Genomic DNA, 17,424 nt, shown 5'->3' with positions numbered 1-17,424 from the left:
AAAAGCTTAGAATAGGGGAATATGGATAGCCACAGAGGCATATAAATAAGATTAAAGTATGTTTTGTAGTTCGACTAGCATTCTTCTGGAAATGGGAATGGTCTGTTTGTTTTTTAAGACGGCAAGGGTTTCGGGTTTTAGGCGAATAGAATCAATATACTCAATCCTAGTAATATAGGCTTTGTGGATTCGATAGAAATTTTCGGGAAGATTTTGGCTGACTGCGTTTAGGTTTTTTTTCAGAGTAATCGGGGGCTGTTTTTTGGAATGGATGATTGTTTTCTTTCCTTCTCCTTTTAGATAGGTGATTTCGGAGAAAGGTAAAAGTTTAATTTCCTCATCCGTCTTACAGAGAAGATACTTTCCGTTTTTTTTCCACTTGGTCTTTTCTTTGAATTTCTCTAGAGCTAAAAAAAGTCGATTCTCGTCGATTGGTTTTGGAACAAAATCAAGAACGGAAAATTCAAATGCGTCGATTGCTTTTTCGAGACGACCGGAGATAATAATGATTTGCGTATTGTGATTTTTTAAATTCTCTGCAACGGATAATGAGTCTTCTCCGTAAAGTTGGAGATCGAGTAAAACCAAATCGACTTCTTTTTCTTCTAAAAATGCTTCTGCCCCGAGTAAACTCTTTTCGTGAAAGATAGATATTTTCTTTTTTGCAAAATACTGTCTGACTCTTGCTTCTATGAATCTGGCAGATACAGGCTCGTCTTCTATTATTAATATTTTGAGCAGGGAATTATTTTCTTGTTTTGAATCTTTCATAGTGTCCTAAGTAGTAAGCTTTTACACCATAATTTTCATTTGTCAAGGGTTCGGGAATGAACGGTCAAAATTGGGAACAAACGGTAATATCGTTTTAAAAAACAATTTTACTTCGCACTAACTTTTTTATTGCTTTAGCAATTTCTAAATATCCAGATGCTTCTTCTATGTTTGGTTCATAGGCTTCGTCAGGATAACGTTGATCTACTGCAAACCTACTTAGATTACCAACGTCAATGTTTTTAAATTCTGTGTCAAAGTCAGAGCATAAATTGAGAAGGTAATTTAGATTATGTTTGTAATCGAAATCGTGCTCCTTAAAAATTAAAAATGCCTTTAAATATTTTTCTACTGATTGTTGGCAATGAAAGCCAATAACATTTAGAACGAAATTGGGATCATGCTTAAATAAAATTTCTGTTGCATATAAGAGCCTGTCTGAAAAGGATATTTGAGGCTCTTGGAGCTTAGCTTTTATGAATAGAATAATATCTTCTCAGACACGCTCTAAGTCTTCATCAGCTTTTGCAAACCAATTTAGAATATTTTGCTTTTTATCTTGGTTCATACAGGAATTAACTCATTCATAATACTGCGAATTAAATGACCATGTAATTTACTTTGTTTTTGAAGTTCGGCTTCGGTTTTTATAATGATGTCAGAATCAATTTTTGATTGAGCTAATACTTTTCTAATTTTTTCGGATAGAGTTACTTTTTCACGAATAGATAGTGTTTCGGATATTTTGATTAATATATCATAATCACTTTTTGAGTTGCTTTCTTTGCGGGCACGAGATCCAAAAAGCATAATTTCCGAATCAGGAAAAAAATCTTTGATTGTTTTCTTGATTAAAGTGATTTGCATTTCTTCCATATCTCTATAATAAAACTGATTAAGAAATTTCTCAAGCGAAAAATTAACCATTCTTCACATCGACTTTTACAACCCAAAGTCCATTGTCATAGAATTGATCGACATTCCATCTACCGGGGGAAAATTCTTCGAGTGCGGTTTGGATGTATTTTGTGCCGATGCCGATGCGGTTAGAGGGAGTAGAATTTTTCTCGGAGGAGGTGGAAGTAAAAGTATAGAGTAGGGAATCAGTTGTGAGTTCTTTACGCAAATGAAATTTGAGTCCAGAGTAATTTCCTTTGGCATGGGTAAATGCATTTTCGATGAGAGTGTGAAACAAAAGAGGAGGAACTTTCTCGTCTCCGCTTAGGTCCTTTGTGGATAACGCGTAGTTTTCCTCTAAACGAAGAGACATGATTTTTAAATAAGCATCGCAAAATTCTAATTCTTTGGCAAGAGTTACTTCTTTGACATCTGGAATTTCCAGGATATTACGAACCTCGGCACCTAAAGCGACAATCATATCAGCGGCTTTCTTGGGGCTTTCCCAGATTAGCCCAACAAGAGAATTGAGAGAGTTTATTAGAAAATGAGGTTGAATGATGGTCTTGAGTAAGTTCATTTCCAGTTTACGCCTTGTATGCCGCTCTTCTTCTAAATTTAATTTTTCTTTTAAAAGCTGGAGTGTCTGCGATTCATTTCGTTTCTGGATTTGGTTGTATCGATCGCCTAACGCTAAGGAAAATAGAGTCATCTCTAGAGCAGAGCCAAATAGGATTGGATAGAACATAAGATAGGAATACTTCCAGGAAACGGGAACATGCATGAGTCCATTTAAATATCCTGCGGATACAAAGATACAATAGGTAAGCCATGCAATGGTAAAATACTTTGCGGAACGATTTCCTCGCATCCATTCTTTAATCCCAACATAAGGAAGTAGGAAAATTGTAATTAGAAATGTTGTAGAGTGAGTTGTTGCTTCAAATCCCCAGATTACCATTGGAATATAGGCTAGTAAATTGATAGCAATTATAAGTTTAAATAATATATTTACTTTTGGATATTTATCATTTAACTGTAAAAGTGTATTTGTAAATAAAATTAAGGAAGGCGCAACAAAACAAAAACCGGTAGATATCCAAAAATTTAAAAATGATTCCGAATAAATAATATTATACTCATTTAAAACTCTATAGTATATAGTTTGATAAGTGATATGTATAAAAACAAATAGAATATAATAAAAATATGCTTTGTCTTTGGTGAAGAAAAGCAAAAAAAGATTGTAGAAGAATAGCATTAATCCAATTCCAATGAAAGCCCCAAGATACATAGAAAGAGAATACTCATAATTCGAATAACTTTCTTTATCCTGTAGAATAAGATTTAGTAAATTAAAATTTCTATCTTCCATATAAAGGTAGAGACTGCATTCTTCCCCTGGTTCTAAGGAAATCAAAAAAGAATGAAGGGAATGCTTTCGATAGACTCGTCTTTCTATTTCTGGAATTGATCTACCAGCAGAGAATACTTCTAGTTTGCCACTACAAGCCTGGTGGAGAATGAATTTTTCCCCTAAAAAAGTGAATGATGGAACCGCGATCCATTCTTGCTTCTTATCCTCTCCATTTTTAATTTTGAACTTGATCCAAACTCCCGTATTTTCTATTATAATAGTAAAGTATTTCCCTATTGGTTGGAACCTCGCTTCTTCTTTTTTCGCATACTCTAGGTTAGCCGTCTTTTCTTTGTCTAGGAGGTAATCGGCATTCTCCATTAGAAAATAGGTGCCTTCTGATTCATGAAGTGTAATAGTTGGAGGTTCTGCCAAGAGAGAAACGATAGGCGCAAGTAATAATATTAGGTGCAAATGAAAGGATATTCTTAAACATGCAGGTTTCATGGTAAACCGATATTTCCCTCTAGTGCCTAACGTGTAAAGTATTTTTCGAAAATTATGGTGGGCTTTTACCATCCTTTTAGTTAACGTTTACTCATAGCCGCTCCAGTTACGCTTATAGATCCGCTCTTAAGCGGTTTCTAACCGACACTAGACCGGACCTATAGCGGCTAAATAAGCGGAGCTAGACCGGAGATGAGTAAAGGACATCTTATCGGATACAAGGTCATTTCTCACACTTCGCACAAACTGATGTGTCCACCCATTTGCTTATTCGCAAATCCAACACCTTCGTAGGTTCGAAATGACTGTATAATCCTTAACTTAATGACATTGTTGGCTTTCGCCGACCTTTGCCTTCGCATGTTCGAGGTGACAGTAAAATCCTTATTTGTAAACCATTGTTCGCAGTCGAGTAGTTCCATTTTTTTATTGACAAGAACGAAAAGTAGGCTCAAGGTAGCTTAAGTATGAGCGCAATTCTTGAAAAGTCGTATAAAGATAAAGCCTTACGGTATGATTTAGATTCTTACCACAAGCTAGGTGCGACTGGTGCGATTGGGCGCAATACTGAACTCATTCATGGAGTCATCATAAACAAAATGACAATTTCCCCAAAACACAGAAAAGTCGTGAACAAGCTCCGTGATATTCTAACCAGTGTAATCGAAGAAAGATTTATCGTGCTCCAGGAAAGTCCAATCTCAATTGGAGACTCTGAGCCAGAGCCTGATATTTCTACGATATCCGGAACCCATGACGACTTTGGAGACAAACACCCCGAAACCGCAGCCTTCGTAGTTGAAGTTGCCTTTAGCTCCTTCGAAGACGACCTACTTAAAGCAGACATCTACGCAAGCGCGAATATCTCCATCTACTGGATTCTAGATTTACAAAACAACAAAATCGAAGCCTTCCAAAATCCCGAAAGCGGCAAATACACATTACACACCACCCACACTCTAGAAGAAAAAATCCCTTTACCTCTTACCAATAGATCTATTAGTCTCGCTGAGATTATTTAAACTGTAGTTTAGTCTTCTTGTAAATCTTGTTCTCATGTATCGCTTTTGCTTTTCCGCCTGACTATATTGTAAAAACTTTTTTACCAAAAGTTTAACTAGCTTTTGTATAACCTTACAACTAAAGGCAATCTAAGAGTAACATAAAAGCGACATAGAAGCCGAAAAGGGCAATGAAGTGGCTTTTACGTCCCTTCTATGTGGCTCTTAGGTAACAAGTCTTTGTATCGGGGTTGTGTAAAAACAAAGATTTTAATAAACCACGAAGAACACAAAGTTCGCGAAGGTTAAAATTTCCTAGGAAATTTTGTTTTTTTCTTCGTGTCCTTCGTGCTCTTCGTGGTAAAAAGAATGTTTTTACACAGTCCCTATTTTTAATAAAAACTGTTAGTCTAGCAGAGATTATTTAGGCTTTGTTTAGTCTCCTTTTACCGCTTGTTCCCAAATACTACCGTTCGTTCTCGAACCCTTGACAAAGGAATTTTGTGGTTATAATGAATCTCATTATTAAGTTGAGAGGGATGAAGTATGAGATTAAAAAATAAACAGAAAATAAAAATCCACTGTATACGGATTGGGCTAACAGCCTTAGTTGTTATGCTTTTATCGTGTAATGATCGTAAGCCGTATGATGGAGATAAAAAAGTAAATAACTTTGCTTTGTTAAAAATACTGACAACTAATGGTTTGCCGCCACTGGCAAGTCCAACGGGAGGTGGTTCAACTGGTTCAAGCTCTACGGGAACAACTTCGACAACTACAACCACTACTACGAGTAGCGGATTCTGCAATACATCTGGCATTTATTCAAGTTGCTCTGCAAGCACTCCTTATTCTTGTTATGCAAGTTCATCCTGCTATGCATCGTATTCATCTTGTGCATCTGTTTCTCTTTGCGGAGGCTCTGGAAACTCTACCTGCAGTTATTATGGAACCACTTATGGTTGTTCTTCAAGTGCTCCCTATTCCTGTTCAGCTAGTTCATCCTGCTATGGTAGCCTAACCGCGTGTAAGTCTGCATCTATTTGCGGAAGATAATTTCAATTAAAGGATAACAACATGAAACCTCTTTACCTGTTTCTAATTTTAGTGAGCCTAATGGCCAATTGTTCAAGTAGCTCAGAATCTACTCGTGGCTATCAACAATCCAAGGAAAATGCTTTTTTAAATGGCGATTTCCAATCGTCCCTGGATTCATACCGAAATGATGTGAGTGAATCTTCTTCGAGAGATCGACTGCTTCATCTTCTAGAGGCCGGAATTGTTGCACATACGATGGGTGATTACAATAAGAGCAATGTAATTTTCAAAGAAGCCGAAGAAATTGTAGATAGTCAGAAGACAAGTGTAACAGCGTCTACTGCTAGTTTTGTGCTAAATGATTCATGGAATAATTTTGAAGCGGAAAGTTTTGAAATTGTAATTCTTAAATTCTATATAGCGTTAAATTATGCACTATTAAATGATTTGGAAAATGCAAAGAGAGCATTTAAGAAAGTAAACTTTGAACTTACTTCTATGAAAGGCACAGATGCAAAATACAAACAAATAGTGATCGCACGCTATATGGATGCAATCATTAGCGAAGAGCAAGGCAAATACAATGATTCTCGCGTTGAATGGAAAAACATTGAACAGATTTTAGGGAAATCAGATACCGTGCTTGCAGAAAGATATATGTTAGCCGTTAAAGAAAAAAATGCTGGAGATCAAGCAAAGTATTCTGCCGGAAAACAGCTATTAGCTTCTTACGATAAAAATCTACAGAGTATTCCATTTAATAAAAAAATGGGCGAAATTGTCGTAATCAATCAAGCTGGTATGGCAGCAGCAAGAGAATCAAAAGGAAAGATAGGAGATGAGCCGGTATTTAGAGAAATTTTATCTCAAATGATTCAGTTAGAATTGAATAAACAAAATATAGGTGATATGAACTTAACTCCCTCCGCTGTTCTGTATGCAATCGGGCAAGCAGAGAATCCAATACCAGAATTTCAAATGAAAGAATTAAACCCTCTTTCGCAAGAAATCTTTATTAATGGAACGTCAGTCGGTAAGATGGAATCTATTACTGATTATTCAGAGATTGCAATGAAAAATTTTAACGAGAATTATGAGGCTAAAGTTAAAAAGAATGCAGCCTCTATAGCCACCAAGGCTGTAGTCGCAATGATTGCTGCCGAAGTTGCCAAGAAAGCCGCACAGTCAACATTTGATAGAGCAAAGAATGAATGCGATAGGTTAGGAGCAATAGGAGGTAGTATATGCAAATTAGCTGCACAAGCAGCGTATGATTCAGCGTTTGGATTTGCAGCAGGCAAAATTGCAGGTGCAATAGTAAAACCAGATACTAGATCCTGGAGACTACTACCTTCTAACTTTCAAGTCAAGAGAGTATTCCTTGAAGCTGGAGACTATGATTTCAGCTTTAAAGTATTTGGAACGGATAATAGTGAGTCTAGAACCGAAAACTTCAAAGTAAAGGTAGATCCAGGCAAACCAATTTTTATAAATCTAAGAACAGTCAAGAATGGAGTGGAATAATGAAATTAGTCTTAATATTAATATTTTTACTAAGTATCCAATTAGTCGCAGAGGATGCAAAGCAGACCTCTAATAAACCACAAGTTATTATTACTTCGGAAGGACCTTTTCCTACTTTATTTATTCCAAGTAAAAAAATAAGTCCCGTCGAAAAGGAAGCTAAACAAGCAAGAGCAGTCAGTGAAAAAAATTCTGGTAGTCTCACATACATGATCGCATTTCCGGGCACTAGACAATTAGCAAGAGATCCTAGTAGTGGTAAGGGTCTTATTCTAAACATTAGTGCATGGCTCTTACTTGCAAACATTGCCGTCCAATCTGTAAATTTAGGTATAGCACAAAAAACATATCAGCATTCCCATGGGCTAACTTATTTAAATTATATGGTCATACAGCGATTTGCCTCTTCGCCAGCAGAAGCAAAAATGGTAACTGATTTCTTGGTCTATGATTCTGCCTCTGAATTTGGCAAGCTCAGACAGGATTATACCGGTGCAGCACAAAATACTACTTTGGCGATAGGTTTATTTGTAGGCTTATATGCACTGAATATAATCGATTTAATTGCATTTTCAAAACCAACTACATCGGCTAGTTCCAATCATCCGCAACCAAAGTCAGGACTTGACTTTCAAACAAAGGTTGAAAACTTTCCTGTAGTCAGTGGAAATTCTTATGCGAATAATAGAGAAACAAATTATACTCTTGGATGGAGACATGTATGGTAAACATTAATATAAAAAACCAATTTAGACGAAATGCATTTAAAGCTATTGGAAATCTAGTTCTGATGATTTTCCTTTTAAGTATTAGCACTGTATGTAAGGCTAATCTGAATAATGTGACCGATCCAATGACTCCTATTTTTTGGCTTCAATATATGCTGGGTAATCCTAATTTGCCACCGGTTAATTTCTCCCTAACCGGAAGTCTAAATGAAGGAAGATACAATCATACAGCAACATTATTAAGCAATGGAAATGTTTTAATAGCGGGCGGATACAGTAACTCCGGCGGCTATCGTTCTTCCGCAGAATTATATGATCCTACTAAGGGTAAGTTTACTCTTACTGGATCTATGAACTTAGCCAGAGAGAAGCATACAGCCTCACTTTTAAATACTGGTAAAATTTTAATTGTAGGCGGATACAATAGTTCAAGCGGAACAATGTCTAGCACAGAGTTGTATGATCCCACTACAGGAAGTTTTACGAGTGGAACTTCTACAACTTCTCCAAGATACCTTCATACCGCGACAGTATTACAAAACGGTAAAGTATTATTAACCGGTGGAGGTAATCGCTCGAGTATAGGCAATACAACGGTATATGCAACTGCAGAGTTATATGATCCGGCTACTGGTGTATTTACCGCTACGGGTAGTATGAATCTAGCGAGATTAACCCATAATGCCATATTATTGAGTTCAGGAAAAGTATTAGTATCCGGTGGTGCGAATCTAACTACAAATTTATCAAGCGCAGAAGTATATGATCCTACAACAGGAATATTTACTTTAATTAGTAGCAGCATGAATCTTTCCAGATTTAACCATACTGCAAATACACTTTCTTCTGGCAAAGTCTTGATTGCAGGACAAAATTCAACGAGCACTCTCGTCAATGCACAAGTATATGATCCAACCGCAAATGTATTCTCGACTACTGGAGCAATGGGAACAGGTAGAAGTGAACAGATTGCAGTAACTCTGCCGAATGGAAAAATATTATTAACCGGTGGAAGATCTGCGGATAATGGATATTTGGCAGATGGAGAAATATATGATGAAACGCTTGGAACTTTTGCAAGTGCTGGAAATATGAAATCCATTCGAGTAGCTCATACAGGGACATTACTTGGAAACGGAAATGTCCTAATAGTTGGAGGTCTTACAGATAATTCAAATTCTACAGTGTCATCGGCTGAGTTATACATTGGTGCGAGCCTTAATACGCAAGAATTCACTGTAACAACCTTTGCTGGATCTGGCGCTGGAGGAAGCACAGACGGAACAGCAACAGCGGCTAGTTTTAGTTATCCGGATGGAGTTGTATTCGATAAATCTGGGAATATGTTTGTTGCTGATTTGAATTCAAATAAGATTCGTAAAATTACTGCATCAGGAATCGTAACAACCTTTGCTGGGTCTGGAAATTCTAGTAGTATAGATGGAACGGGAACAAGTGCAAGCCTCTATGGTCCAGCAGGATTAGTTTTTGATAGCACAGGAAATTTATATGTATGCGATTACTATGGTCATAAAATTCGTAAAATAACAAGCGCAGGAGTTGTAACAACCCTTGCAGGATCAGAATTCTCTGGAGGTTCTGATGGGACAGGAACAGCGGCTAGTTTTAATTATCCGGATGGAATTACAATTGATACAGCCGGCAATTTATATGTAGGTGATAGTGGAAATCATAGAATACGAAAAATTACTTCATTAGGCGTTGTAACAACTTTTGCTGGTTCTGGAAATGCTGGTAGTCTAGACGGAACAGGAACAGCGGCTAGTTTTTATTTGCCGAGAGGTGTAGCTGTAGACTTAAGCGGCAATGTATATGTTGGTGATAGTGGAAATAACAAAGTTAGAAAAATTACGGCATCTGGAGTTGTAACAACTATAGCTGGGTCTGGTAGTTCTGGTAAAGACGATGGAACAGGAATAACAGCGAGTTTTAATAGTCTAGATGGGATAACACTAGATACCGCCGGAAATTTATATGTAGCAGATAAGAGCGGAAATAAAATTCGTAAGATTGATGTTTCTGGAATTGTATCGACGATTGCAGGTACGGGGGTAACAGGGAGTGCAGATGGAACAAGCACTACAGCAAGTTTCAGCAATCCCGAATACTTAGCTTTCGATACTTCCGGCAATTTATATGTAGCCGATGCGGGAAATAATAAAATCAGAAAGATTGCGTCAGTTGCGTCAAGCCAATCAACGACTACAACGCCAGCACTTTTAGGTTGCTCTGATCCAACTAAAACAACAGTAACAGTGTCTACCTTTGCGGGATCTGGTGTTGCTGGTTCTACAGATGCAACGGGAACTGCGGCTACTTTTAATTTGCCGAGCGGAGTAATGGCTGATAGTTCGGGGAATTTGTTTGTAGCTGATAGAAGCAGTAACAAAATTCGTAAAATAACATCAGCAGGTGTAGTAACAACATTAGCAGGTTCCGGCGTTGCTGGTTCTTTTGATTCAACAGGAACTGCGGCTACTTTTAGTTCTCCATACGGAGTAACGGCTGATAATTCTGGGAATTTGTATGTAGCAGATACAAGCAGTAACAAAATTCGCAAAATAACATCAGCAGGCGTTGTGACCACATTAGCAGGCTCTGGTTCAAATGGTTCTTTTGATGCAACCGGCACAGCGGCTACTTTTAGTTCTCCATTTGGAATAACAATTGATAGTTCGGGGAATTTGTTTGTAGCTGATACAGGAATTAACAAAATCCGTAAGATAACATCTGCGGGAGTAGTGACAACATTGGCAGGCTCTGGCACAACTGGATCTACAGATGCAACAGGAACTGCTGCTAGTTTTAATTTGCCTCGTGGAGTTATGGTTGACAGTTCTGGAAATTTGTTTGTAGCAGATGCAAGCAGTAACAAAATTCGTAAAATAACATCAGCAGGTGTAGTAACAACATTAGCAGGTTCTGGCATAGCTAGTTCTATTGATTCAACAGGAACTGCGGCTACTTTTAGTTTGCCGTCTGGAGTAACGATTGATAGTTCTGGGAATTTGTATGTAACAGATACAAGCAGTAACAAAATTCGTAAAATAACATCGGCGGGTGTTGTGACAACATTAGCAGGCTCTGGCACGACTGGTTCTATTGATGCAACAGGAACTACGGCTACTTTTAGTTTGCCATTTGGAATAACGATTGATAGCTTAGGAGTTCTTTATGTGACTGACAGTGGTAACAACAAAATCCGAAAGATTGTATGCCAATAAGAAAATCTAACTAATAATAAAAAGGAAATAACATGAAAAGTAAATCATTCAAAAAAGCAATAGCCTTGTGGATTATGCTCATTATGCTATGTGTATCAATTCTCGATTGTAATACCAAGAAACAAAAAGATAACACAAACTTATTTTTAGGTTTGTTTTTACTCAGTCGTTCGAGTTCGACAAATTCCCTCGGATCAGAAAATAGAAGCACTGTTTTAAGCACGTATAATAATGATTATCTGCAATCGACCGTTGTTAGTTTGGGTTGGACTGGTTCTGTTTCTGGTTGTATTGCCGGGACAACATCTGATGATTCACAAACTAAGACTTTGAATCGGATTAATTTTTTTAGAAATAGAGTCGAACTTGGAAACGTTAGTTGGGATACTACTACCTTTTCGAAGACTCAGGAAGCGGCTCTTATGATGAAAGCGAATAATACTCTTAATCACAATCCGCCTTCTACTTGGACATGCTATACATCCGATGGAGCAAACGCAGCGGGTAGTTCTAACTTAGCTGGTTCTCATTCTGCTGATGCAATAACTGCTTATATGCAAGATGCAGGATCAAACAATACGGCTGCGGGTCATCGAAGATGGATACTCTATTCGAGAGCGCAGACAATGGGAAGTGGAAATACGGATACAAGTAATGCTCTGTGGGTAATTGGAAATTTCGCTAGTTCTTATCCTTCCTCTATGCCTACATTTATATCTTGGCCTCCGAAGGGATTTATCCCAAGACAATTAGTATTTGATAGATGGTCTTTTTCTGTTCCTGCAGCAGATTTTACAAATGCTACAGTGACTATGACCGCAGCGGATAATTCTAATATATCTCTTTCAAAAGAGCCTATCGCTGTCGGCTATGGAGATAATACTATTGTTTGGATTCCAACTGGAATTAATACTTCGTCCAAATCAGATATTCTTTATACAATAAAAATTTCCAACGTAATCGTCAGTGGAGTAACTAAATCCTATGAATATACTGTTAACATAATTGATCCAGGTGACTCAGGAGTAGCCACAGAAATTCCAAATGTAACATGGACAACGACTGGATTCTTTGGTTTTTATCAAGCAATTGGACAGAGGTTTATATTGAATTGCCCTAGTGGCGGAACTGCTAATAATCTATGGGGAGTAGATCAATACATTTACCTTTCCTCTGTTTGCACTGCTGCCGTTCATGCAGGAAAAATAACATTAGCCACAGGTGGAAAAGTTACGATAATAATTCGTGATGGAGTATCAACTTTCACCGGCTCAACTCGAAATGGTGTAACGAGTTATTCACAGAGTGGATGGACATCTAAACATTTTGTATTTGAGTGAAATTTTTTTGATACAGGTAAAGAAGTATTATGTTACAACAAAGGAACTCAACTTGAAACAACTACTAGCAAACACAAAAGAAATTTTTAGAAAGATACATTATCTTTCGTATCCGTTTTGGGTCTCGGAAGTGAAGAAGAAAGCTTTTTTTCTCCTATTTATTTTACTAGCACTTGTATCATTCGGAATATGGATTGATGTAGAGAACACTAAAATTTACGGACAATGGATGGAAAACCTGCAAGCTAAGAATGAGGCAGAATATTATAAATCTCTTTTATGGTTGATAGGGACTTTTCTAATAATGATCACAACTTTCTCTAGTTATTATTTTCTGCAACAATATCTTGCTTTATTTTGGAGAGAATGGATGACCAAAGATTTTTTAGATAAATATTTTTTGAATCATTCTTTCTATGCGTTACAACAAAAAAGAGTAATAGATAATCCCGATCAACGGATAACGGATGATATCCGTTCTTTTGTAGAAAGGACGTTAAACTTGTTCGTCGATGTCTTTCGATCCTTTTTTACCTCTATGGCTTATTTTTATATGCTTTGGAATATTTCTACAATTCTATTTTATGCAACGCTTGGAATTGCTACCTTTGTTACATTGGTTTCTGTTTATTTCTTTGGAAGAAAACTTTCTCGTCTCAATATTGAACAATATAGAAAAGAAGCGGATTTTAGATATAGTTTAATGCGAGTTCGAGAGCATTCGGAATCAATTTCATTCTTTTCGGGAGAAAAGCGAGAATTTACTTCTGTAGGTAAGTATCTAAAAGATGTAATTGAAAATAAATTTAGAATACTTATCGTGAGCACAAGCCTACGATACTTTCAATTAATTATTCAATTTACTGTCGGGGCACTTCCATATATCTTGATTGCAAATAGTTATTTCAAAGGAGAAGTAAATTATGGCACAATCAGTCAAGCGTCTATCGCATTTGGATCTATACTAGGTTCACTTCTTCTCATAGCATCAAACTTAGAAACTCTCACCGTCTTCTTCGCTGACGTTAGTCGTCTTACTGAATTAAAAGAAGCAATGGAAAATCGAAAGTCAGACATGACAAAAATAGAAATTAGAAATGAAAACGCTATTGAGCTGAGAGGATTACAGCTATTTACCTACGATGGAGAGCATGAATTGATTTCCAATCTAAGTCTTGTCTTAAAACCCAATGAATCATTGCTTATCACAGGACCAAGTGGAGTAGGAAAAAGTTCTCTCCTTCGTGCTATTGCCGGACTTTGGACTCGTGGCTCAGGTCAAATTCTAATTCCTGCGCGAGAAGAGCTTTTCTTTTTTCCGCAAAAGCCTTATTTGCCCATAGGCTCGATTCGCGATGTTCTTACTTATCCAAATGAATCATACGAAGTTTCTGATCATGAGCTTGTTACCTTGCTTGGAAAAATTGGATTAGAAACTCTTCCAGATAGAATTAATAATTTAGATAGGGTGATGGATTTCTCTCATATACTATCTCTCGGCGAACAACAGCGAGTAGCCTTTGGTAGACTGATTCTTTCGGGCAAAAAAATTGCAATCCTAGATGAAGCTACTAGTGCTCTTGATTCTGACAATGAGGATAAGATGTATTCCCTTCTTAAAAGTTCCGGTATTCAATTTATCAGCGTTGGACATCGAGATAGTTTGCGTAAATTTCATACATCCGAATTACACATAGAAAATAAAAATAAATGGTCGATAAAGTCTCAAAAGAAGTAGTGATTGTAAAGCTAGCCTAACTAACAGGTTGTTTTTTTCACTTGACAAAGTTTAAAAATAATTGCTAAACTGTTACCATGAGTGCGGTTCTTGAAAAGTCGTATACAGAAAAAGCCTTTCGATATGATATTGAGACATATCATAAGCTAAGTGCAACTGGAATTTTACCGCGCAATACAGAGCTCATTCATGGAATTGTTGTAAACAAAATGACTATTTCCCCAAAGCATTCTAAAGTTGTAACTAAACTCGGTCATATTTTAGCGCAAGCCGTATCCGAAAGTATTATTGTTCGCCAAGAAAAGCCAATCACAATTGGTGACTCTGAGCCTGAGCCAGATATCTCGGCTGTAGAAGGGAGTTATGATGACTTTGGAGACAAACATCCAGTAACCGCAGCCTTTGTAGTGGAAGTTGCTCTTAGCTCTTACGAGGATGATTTATACAAAGCAAATATCTATGCAAAGGCTAATATTGCTACTTATTGGATTTTAGATTTGCAAAATAATAAAATCGAAGTTTTTCAAAATCCAATTAGCGGCAAATACACATTGCATACAACGCATGGTCTAGATGAAAAACTTACTATTCCTCTGACCAATAAAAGCATAAGCCTCGCTGAAATTATCTAACCGCTATCTATTCTTCCTTATCACCTCTGCGGCTTCCTGATATACTTCAAAAGGTGGGGGTGATGCTTGTAAGCTTCTTTCGATAATCGCAGAAGCCCATTTACGCTCTACAAAATCACAGAAGTCTTTCATATTTCTTCCCGAGTAGCCATCTAATAGACTTGAAATCACAAAGCGATTTTCTTCATTCAAGTGAAATGCATAATTTTCTAGAATCGCTGCTCTTTCTTTTGTATCAGGCAATGGAAAGTAAATTGATTTATCAAATCTAGAAAGGAGTGCTCTGTCTAAATCTTGTTTACGATTCGTTGCACCAAGCGTTAGTGTGCGGGGCTTTCCTTCAAATCCATCTAGCTTACGAAGTAAAACAGAAAGCAACTTACGAGTAGCCTCCACAATTCCTTCTTCTCTGCTTCCTGCTAGAGAATCAATTTCATCTAAGAAAATTAACGCACTTGGAAAAAGTGCCGCCGCATCGAATACATAAGCGAGGTTTTGTGAACTCTCTCCGTAGTATTTACTCAGAATGGATTCTATTGGAACATATACCATTGGAATTTTACAAAGACAGGCTACAACTTTTGCCATCGTTGTTTTTCCTACTCCCGGATCTCCTTCGAATAGAACGGCGCGAGGTCTATTGCGAGATGGAAATTTTCGAGTCAACTTAGAGACTTCATCGAAAGTATTCGGACTTAAGATTGGCATTACAATGGATTCTAAAATTTCTTGTTTCACATTATTATACCCCGCGATATGATCGAAGGTGATAATGTTGCCGGTTAACGCTTCCTCTGCTGGATCAAAGACTGTTACCCCAAGTCTAGACAATAGCTCTTTTGGATTTGCATTCTTTTTAGAATTTGACCCTGTCACATATTTAAAAAGAGAGATGATTACAAAAATCTCTTCTCGTTTGAAATCCCCTTTCTTGGAAATTTCTACTTTGTTCTGGTTGTTATACACGATGAATCTAAATTTGATATTGTCTAGAATGGACTTGCTATCGAACATATTTTCGTTTAGAGCTTGGAAAACGTAAAAGCCCGGCTCAAAGGTATGAATGCGAATGTTTTCGATATGGTTTTTTATAATCTGGAGGCATTCTACAATTTGCTCCGGTGCGAGGGAACTTGCTAAAAACTCCACTTTCACTTCATTTTTTTCCGGGTAAATCTCTGGTAGAGCAATCTCTCCCGAAGAGACTGCTTCTAAGGCGGAAAGCTCTTTTAAAATGGCTTCCTTTGCCGTAATAAAATCAATAACAGTAGATTTATTTTTATCGTCCATGGTTCTTATTCTACCGTTATTAAAAATGTATTCCTGTCGTCTTTTATTCTTTGCTTGACAACATAATTTTTTTTTTATTTTTACTCTAAGAGGTACTTACATATGGCAGATGGCGCCCTTTCACAAGAAGATATAGATGCCCTACTAGGTGGGGGAAGTTTTGGCGGTGGAGAATCATCGAGTGGTGGTGATTCTAGCGATGATCCCTTTGCAGGAATGAATCTAGGCGGAGGAGATGGACCTAGTTCAGATGCCATTGCCGCAGCCCTTGGTCCTGGGTTCTCACAGTCACCTCAAACAGCGAAGCCTACAGCCGGAAAGATGGGTGGCTCAATGGCTTCTTCTAGTTCTAATTTGAATCTTCTTATGGACGTTACCATGTCTCTCACAGTAGAGCTTGGAAGAACGAATATGTATATCAAAGATGTCTTACAACTTTCCGAAGGTGCAGTCGTTGAACTTGACAAAAATATTGGGGAAGAATTGGATTTACTAGCCAATGGAAAAATTATTGGACGCGGTAAAATCATCATTCTTGATGACTACTACGGAGTGCAAGTAACTCATATCATCGATCCAATGGAACGATTGGCAATGGGTTAAGAGGAACATGAATAAAATAATTTTTTACAGTATTTTGATTTTGGCTTTAGTTTCTGTTTTTAACAGTTGCAGTAAAAAGTCAGTGAAACCCCTAAAATTTGGTTCTAAAATGGAATTCAAAGATGTTGATACAAATAAAGACGATAAGATCGACACCAAGGGATATTATATGGACGATTCTGGAAATTATCGTCTTGTCTACAATGAGTTAGATACAAATTCAGATGGTTACACTGATTTAATGATTTGGGTAGGCTCATCGAGTGCTCCCACCAAAGACGCACAAGTCAAAGAGATTGTAAAAATCCACGAAGAAGAAGATGAAGACCACGACGGAAAAATTGATATTCTAAAATGGTATCTTCCAAATGAATTCATCGCCCTTTCTCAACATGACAAAGACAAAGACGGATACTTTGAAGTAACCTCCTACTATAATTTCAAAAAGAATATTGTAAGATCTGAAATAGACACGAACTTCGACGGTCGCGCTGATAGAATTGTCTGGGAAACAAAAGCAGAGATCGACACGGACTTCGATGGAATCCCTGATACCTACACAGAAGCACCTACAAAGCTCATCTTAGAAGACAAAATAGAGCGCAAAATTGATTTAAAACCACTGGATAAATCTAAGTCCTGGTTTTTAAATCCAACTCTTGCTCCTCCAGAATATAGAGCCATTATTGGCAGTGGTTACTTTTAGTTATATCAAACCATCTCAAATGGGTTTCCAACTTGTGGAAATTTCAT

15 protein-coding genes are annotated in these 17,424 nt (G+C 37.3%); 10 read left to right on the top strand and 5 right to left on the bottom strand.

Translation table 11 applies throughout. From position 1 onward, the window contains the following. Positions 1-51 precede the first annotated feature (51 nt). From IPH52_19495 to IPH52_19480, 4 genes are all read right to left on the bottom strand, one after another. Entirely contained in the window at positions 52-771 is a 720-nt protein-coding gene (locus IPH52_19495) for a response regulator transcription factor (GenBank protein MBK7057189.1), read from the bottom strand. A 94-nt stretch (positions 772-865) separates the two neighbouring features. Continuing rightward, a complete protein-coding gene (locus tag IPH52_19490) occupies positions 866-1,261 on the bottom strand; it encodes a HEPN domain-containing protein (GenBank protein ID MBK7057188.1) in 396 nt (131 codons plus the stop codon). Positions 1,262-1,335: 74 nt separating this feature from the next. After that, positions 1,336-1,647 (bottom strand): nucleotidyltransferase domain-containing protein, encoded by a 312-nt coding sequence (locus IPH52_19485; protein MBK7057187.1) that lies wholly within the window; start codon positions 1,645-1,647, stop codon positions 1,336-1,338. Between the two features lie 43 nt (positions 1,648-1,690). After that, positions 1,691-3,499: a histidine kinase gene (locus IPH52_19480; protein ID MBK7057186.1), complete on the bottom strand. Its 1,809-nt coding sequence runs from the start codon at positions 3,497-3,499 to the stop codon at positions 1,691-1,693. 500 nt (positions 3,500-3,999) lie between these two features. Here IPH52_19480 and IPH52_19475 point away from each other — a divergent pair, with 500 nt between their 5' ends. The 8 genes from IPH52_19475 (at position 4,000) to IPH52_19440 (ending at position 14,778) form a co-directional block, all read left to right on the top strand. After that, positions 4,000-4,554 (top strand): Uma2 family endonuclease, encoded by a 555-nt coding sequence (locus IPH52_19475; protein ID MBK7057185.1) that lies wholly within the window; start codon positions 4,000-4,002, stop codon positions 4,552-4,554. Between the two features lie 525 nt (positions 4,555-5,079). Beyond that, positions 5,080-5,589 carry a hypothetical protein gene (locus IPH52_19470; GenBank protein ID MBK7057184.1) on the top strand — a complete coding sequence of 170 codons (510 nt, stop codon included), beginning with the start codon at positions 5,080-5,082 and terminating at the stop codon, positions 5,587-5,589. Between the two features lie 21 nt (positions 5,590-5,610). After that, the gene (locus IPH52_19465) at positions 5,611-7,095 is read left to right on the top strand and encodes a hypothetical protein (GenBank protein MBK7057183.1); all 1,485 of its coding nucleotides are present in this window, start codon (positions 5,611-5,613) and stop codon (positions 7,093-7,095) included. After that, positions 7,095-7,823, top strand: a complete 729-nt coding sequence (locus IPH52_19460) for a hypothetical protein (protein MBK7057182.1) — start codon at positions 7,095-7,097, stop codon at positions 7,821-7,823. Before IPH52_19465 ends, IPH52_19460 begins: the two co-directional genes overlap by 1 nt. Further along, positions 7,817-11,068 carry a hypothetical protein gene (locus IPH52_19455; GenBank protein ID MBK7057181.1) on the top strand — a complete coding sequence of 1,084 codons (3,252 nt, stop codon included), beginning with the start codon at positions 7,817-7,819 and terminating at the stop codon, positions 11,066-11,068. Before IPH52_19460 ends, IPH52_19455 begins: the two co-directional genes overlap by 7 nt. A 554-nt stretch (positions 11,069-11,622) precedes the next feature. After that, positions 11,623-12,408: a hypothetical protein gene (locus IPH52_19450; GenBank protein ID MBK7057180.1), complete on the top strand. Its 786-nt coding sequence runs from the start codon at positions 11,623-11,625 to the stop codon at positions 12,406-12,408. A gap of 52 nt (positions 12,409-12,460) precedes the next feature. Then, positions 12,461-14,146, top strand: a complete 1,686-nt coding sequence (locus IPH52_19445; protein ID MBK7057179.1) for an ABC transporter ATP-binding protein/permease — start codon at positions 12,461-12,463, stop codon at positions 14,144-14,146. 77 nt (positions 14,147-14,223) lie between these two features. Next, positions 14,224-14,778, top strand: a complete 555-nt coding sequence (locus IPH52_19440) for a Uma2 family endonuclease (protein ID MBK7057178.1) — start codon at positions 14,224-14,226, stop codon at positions 14,776-14,778. A gap of 3 nt (positions 14,779-14,781) precedes the next feature. On the opposite strand, the gene IPH52_19435 is transcribed toward IPH52_19440, so the two are convergent. Beyond that, the gene (locus IPH52_19435) at positions 14,782-16,068 is read right to left on the bottom strand and encodes an ATP-binding protein (protein ID MBK7057177.1); all 1,287 of its coding nucleotides are present in this window, start codon (positions 16,066-16,068) and stop codon (positions 14,782-14,784) included. 102 nt (positions 16,069-16,170) lie between these two features. Here IPH52_19435 and fliN point away from each other — a divergent pair, with 102 nt between their 5' ends. Continuing rightward, positions 16,171-16,671 (top strand): flagellar motor switch protein FliN, encoded by a 501-nt coding sequence (gene fliN, locus IPH52_19430; protein MBK7057176.1) that lies wholly within the window; start codon positions 16,171-16,173, stop codon positions 16,669-16,671. Between the two features lie 7 nt (positions 16,672-16,678). Then, positions 16,679-17,377, top strand: coding sequence for a hypothetical protein (locus tag IPH52_19425; GenBank protein MBK7057175.1), 699 nt, complete (start codon positions 16,679-16,681; stop codon positions 17,375-17,377). Positions 17,378-17,424 lie beyond the last annotated feature (47 nt).

It is taken from the genome of Leptospiraceae bacterium (assembly GCA_016708435.1).
In the GTDB taxonomy this organism is placed as follows: Bacteria; Spirochaetota; Leptospiria; order Leptospirales; family Leptospiraceae; genus UBA2033.
The sequence above is the reverse complement of the archived record's forward strand: the minus strand, read 5'-3'. Positions and strand labels throughout refer to the sequence as shown.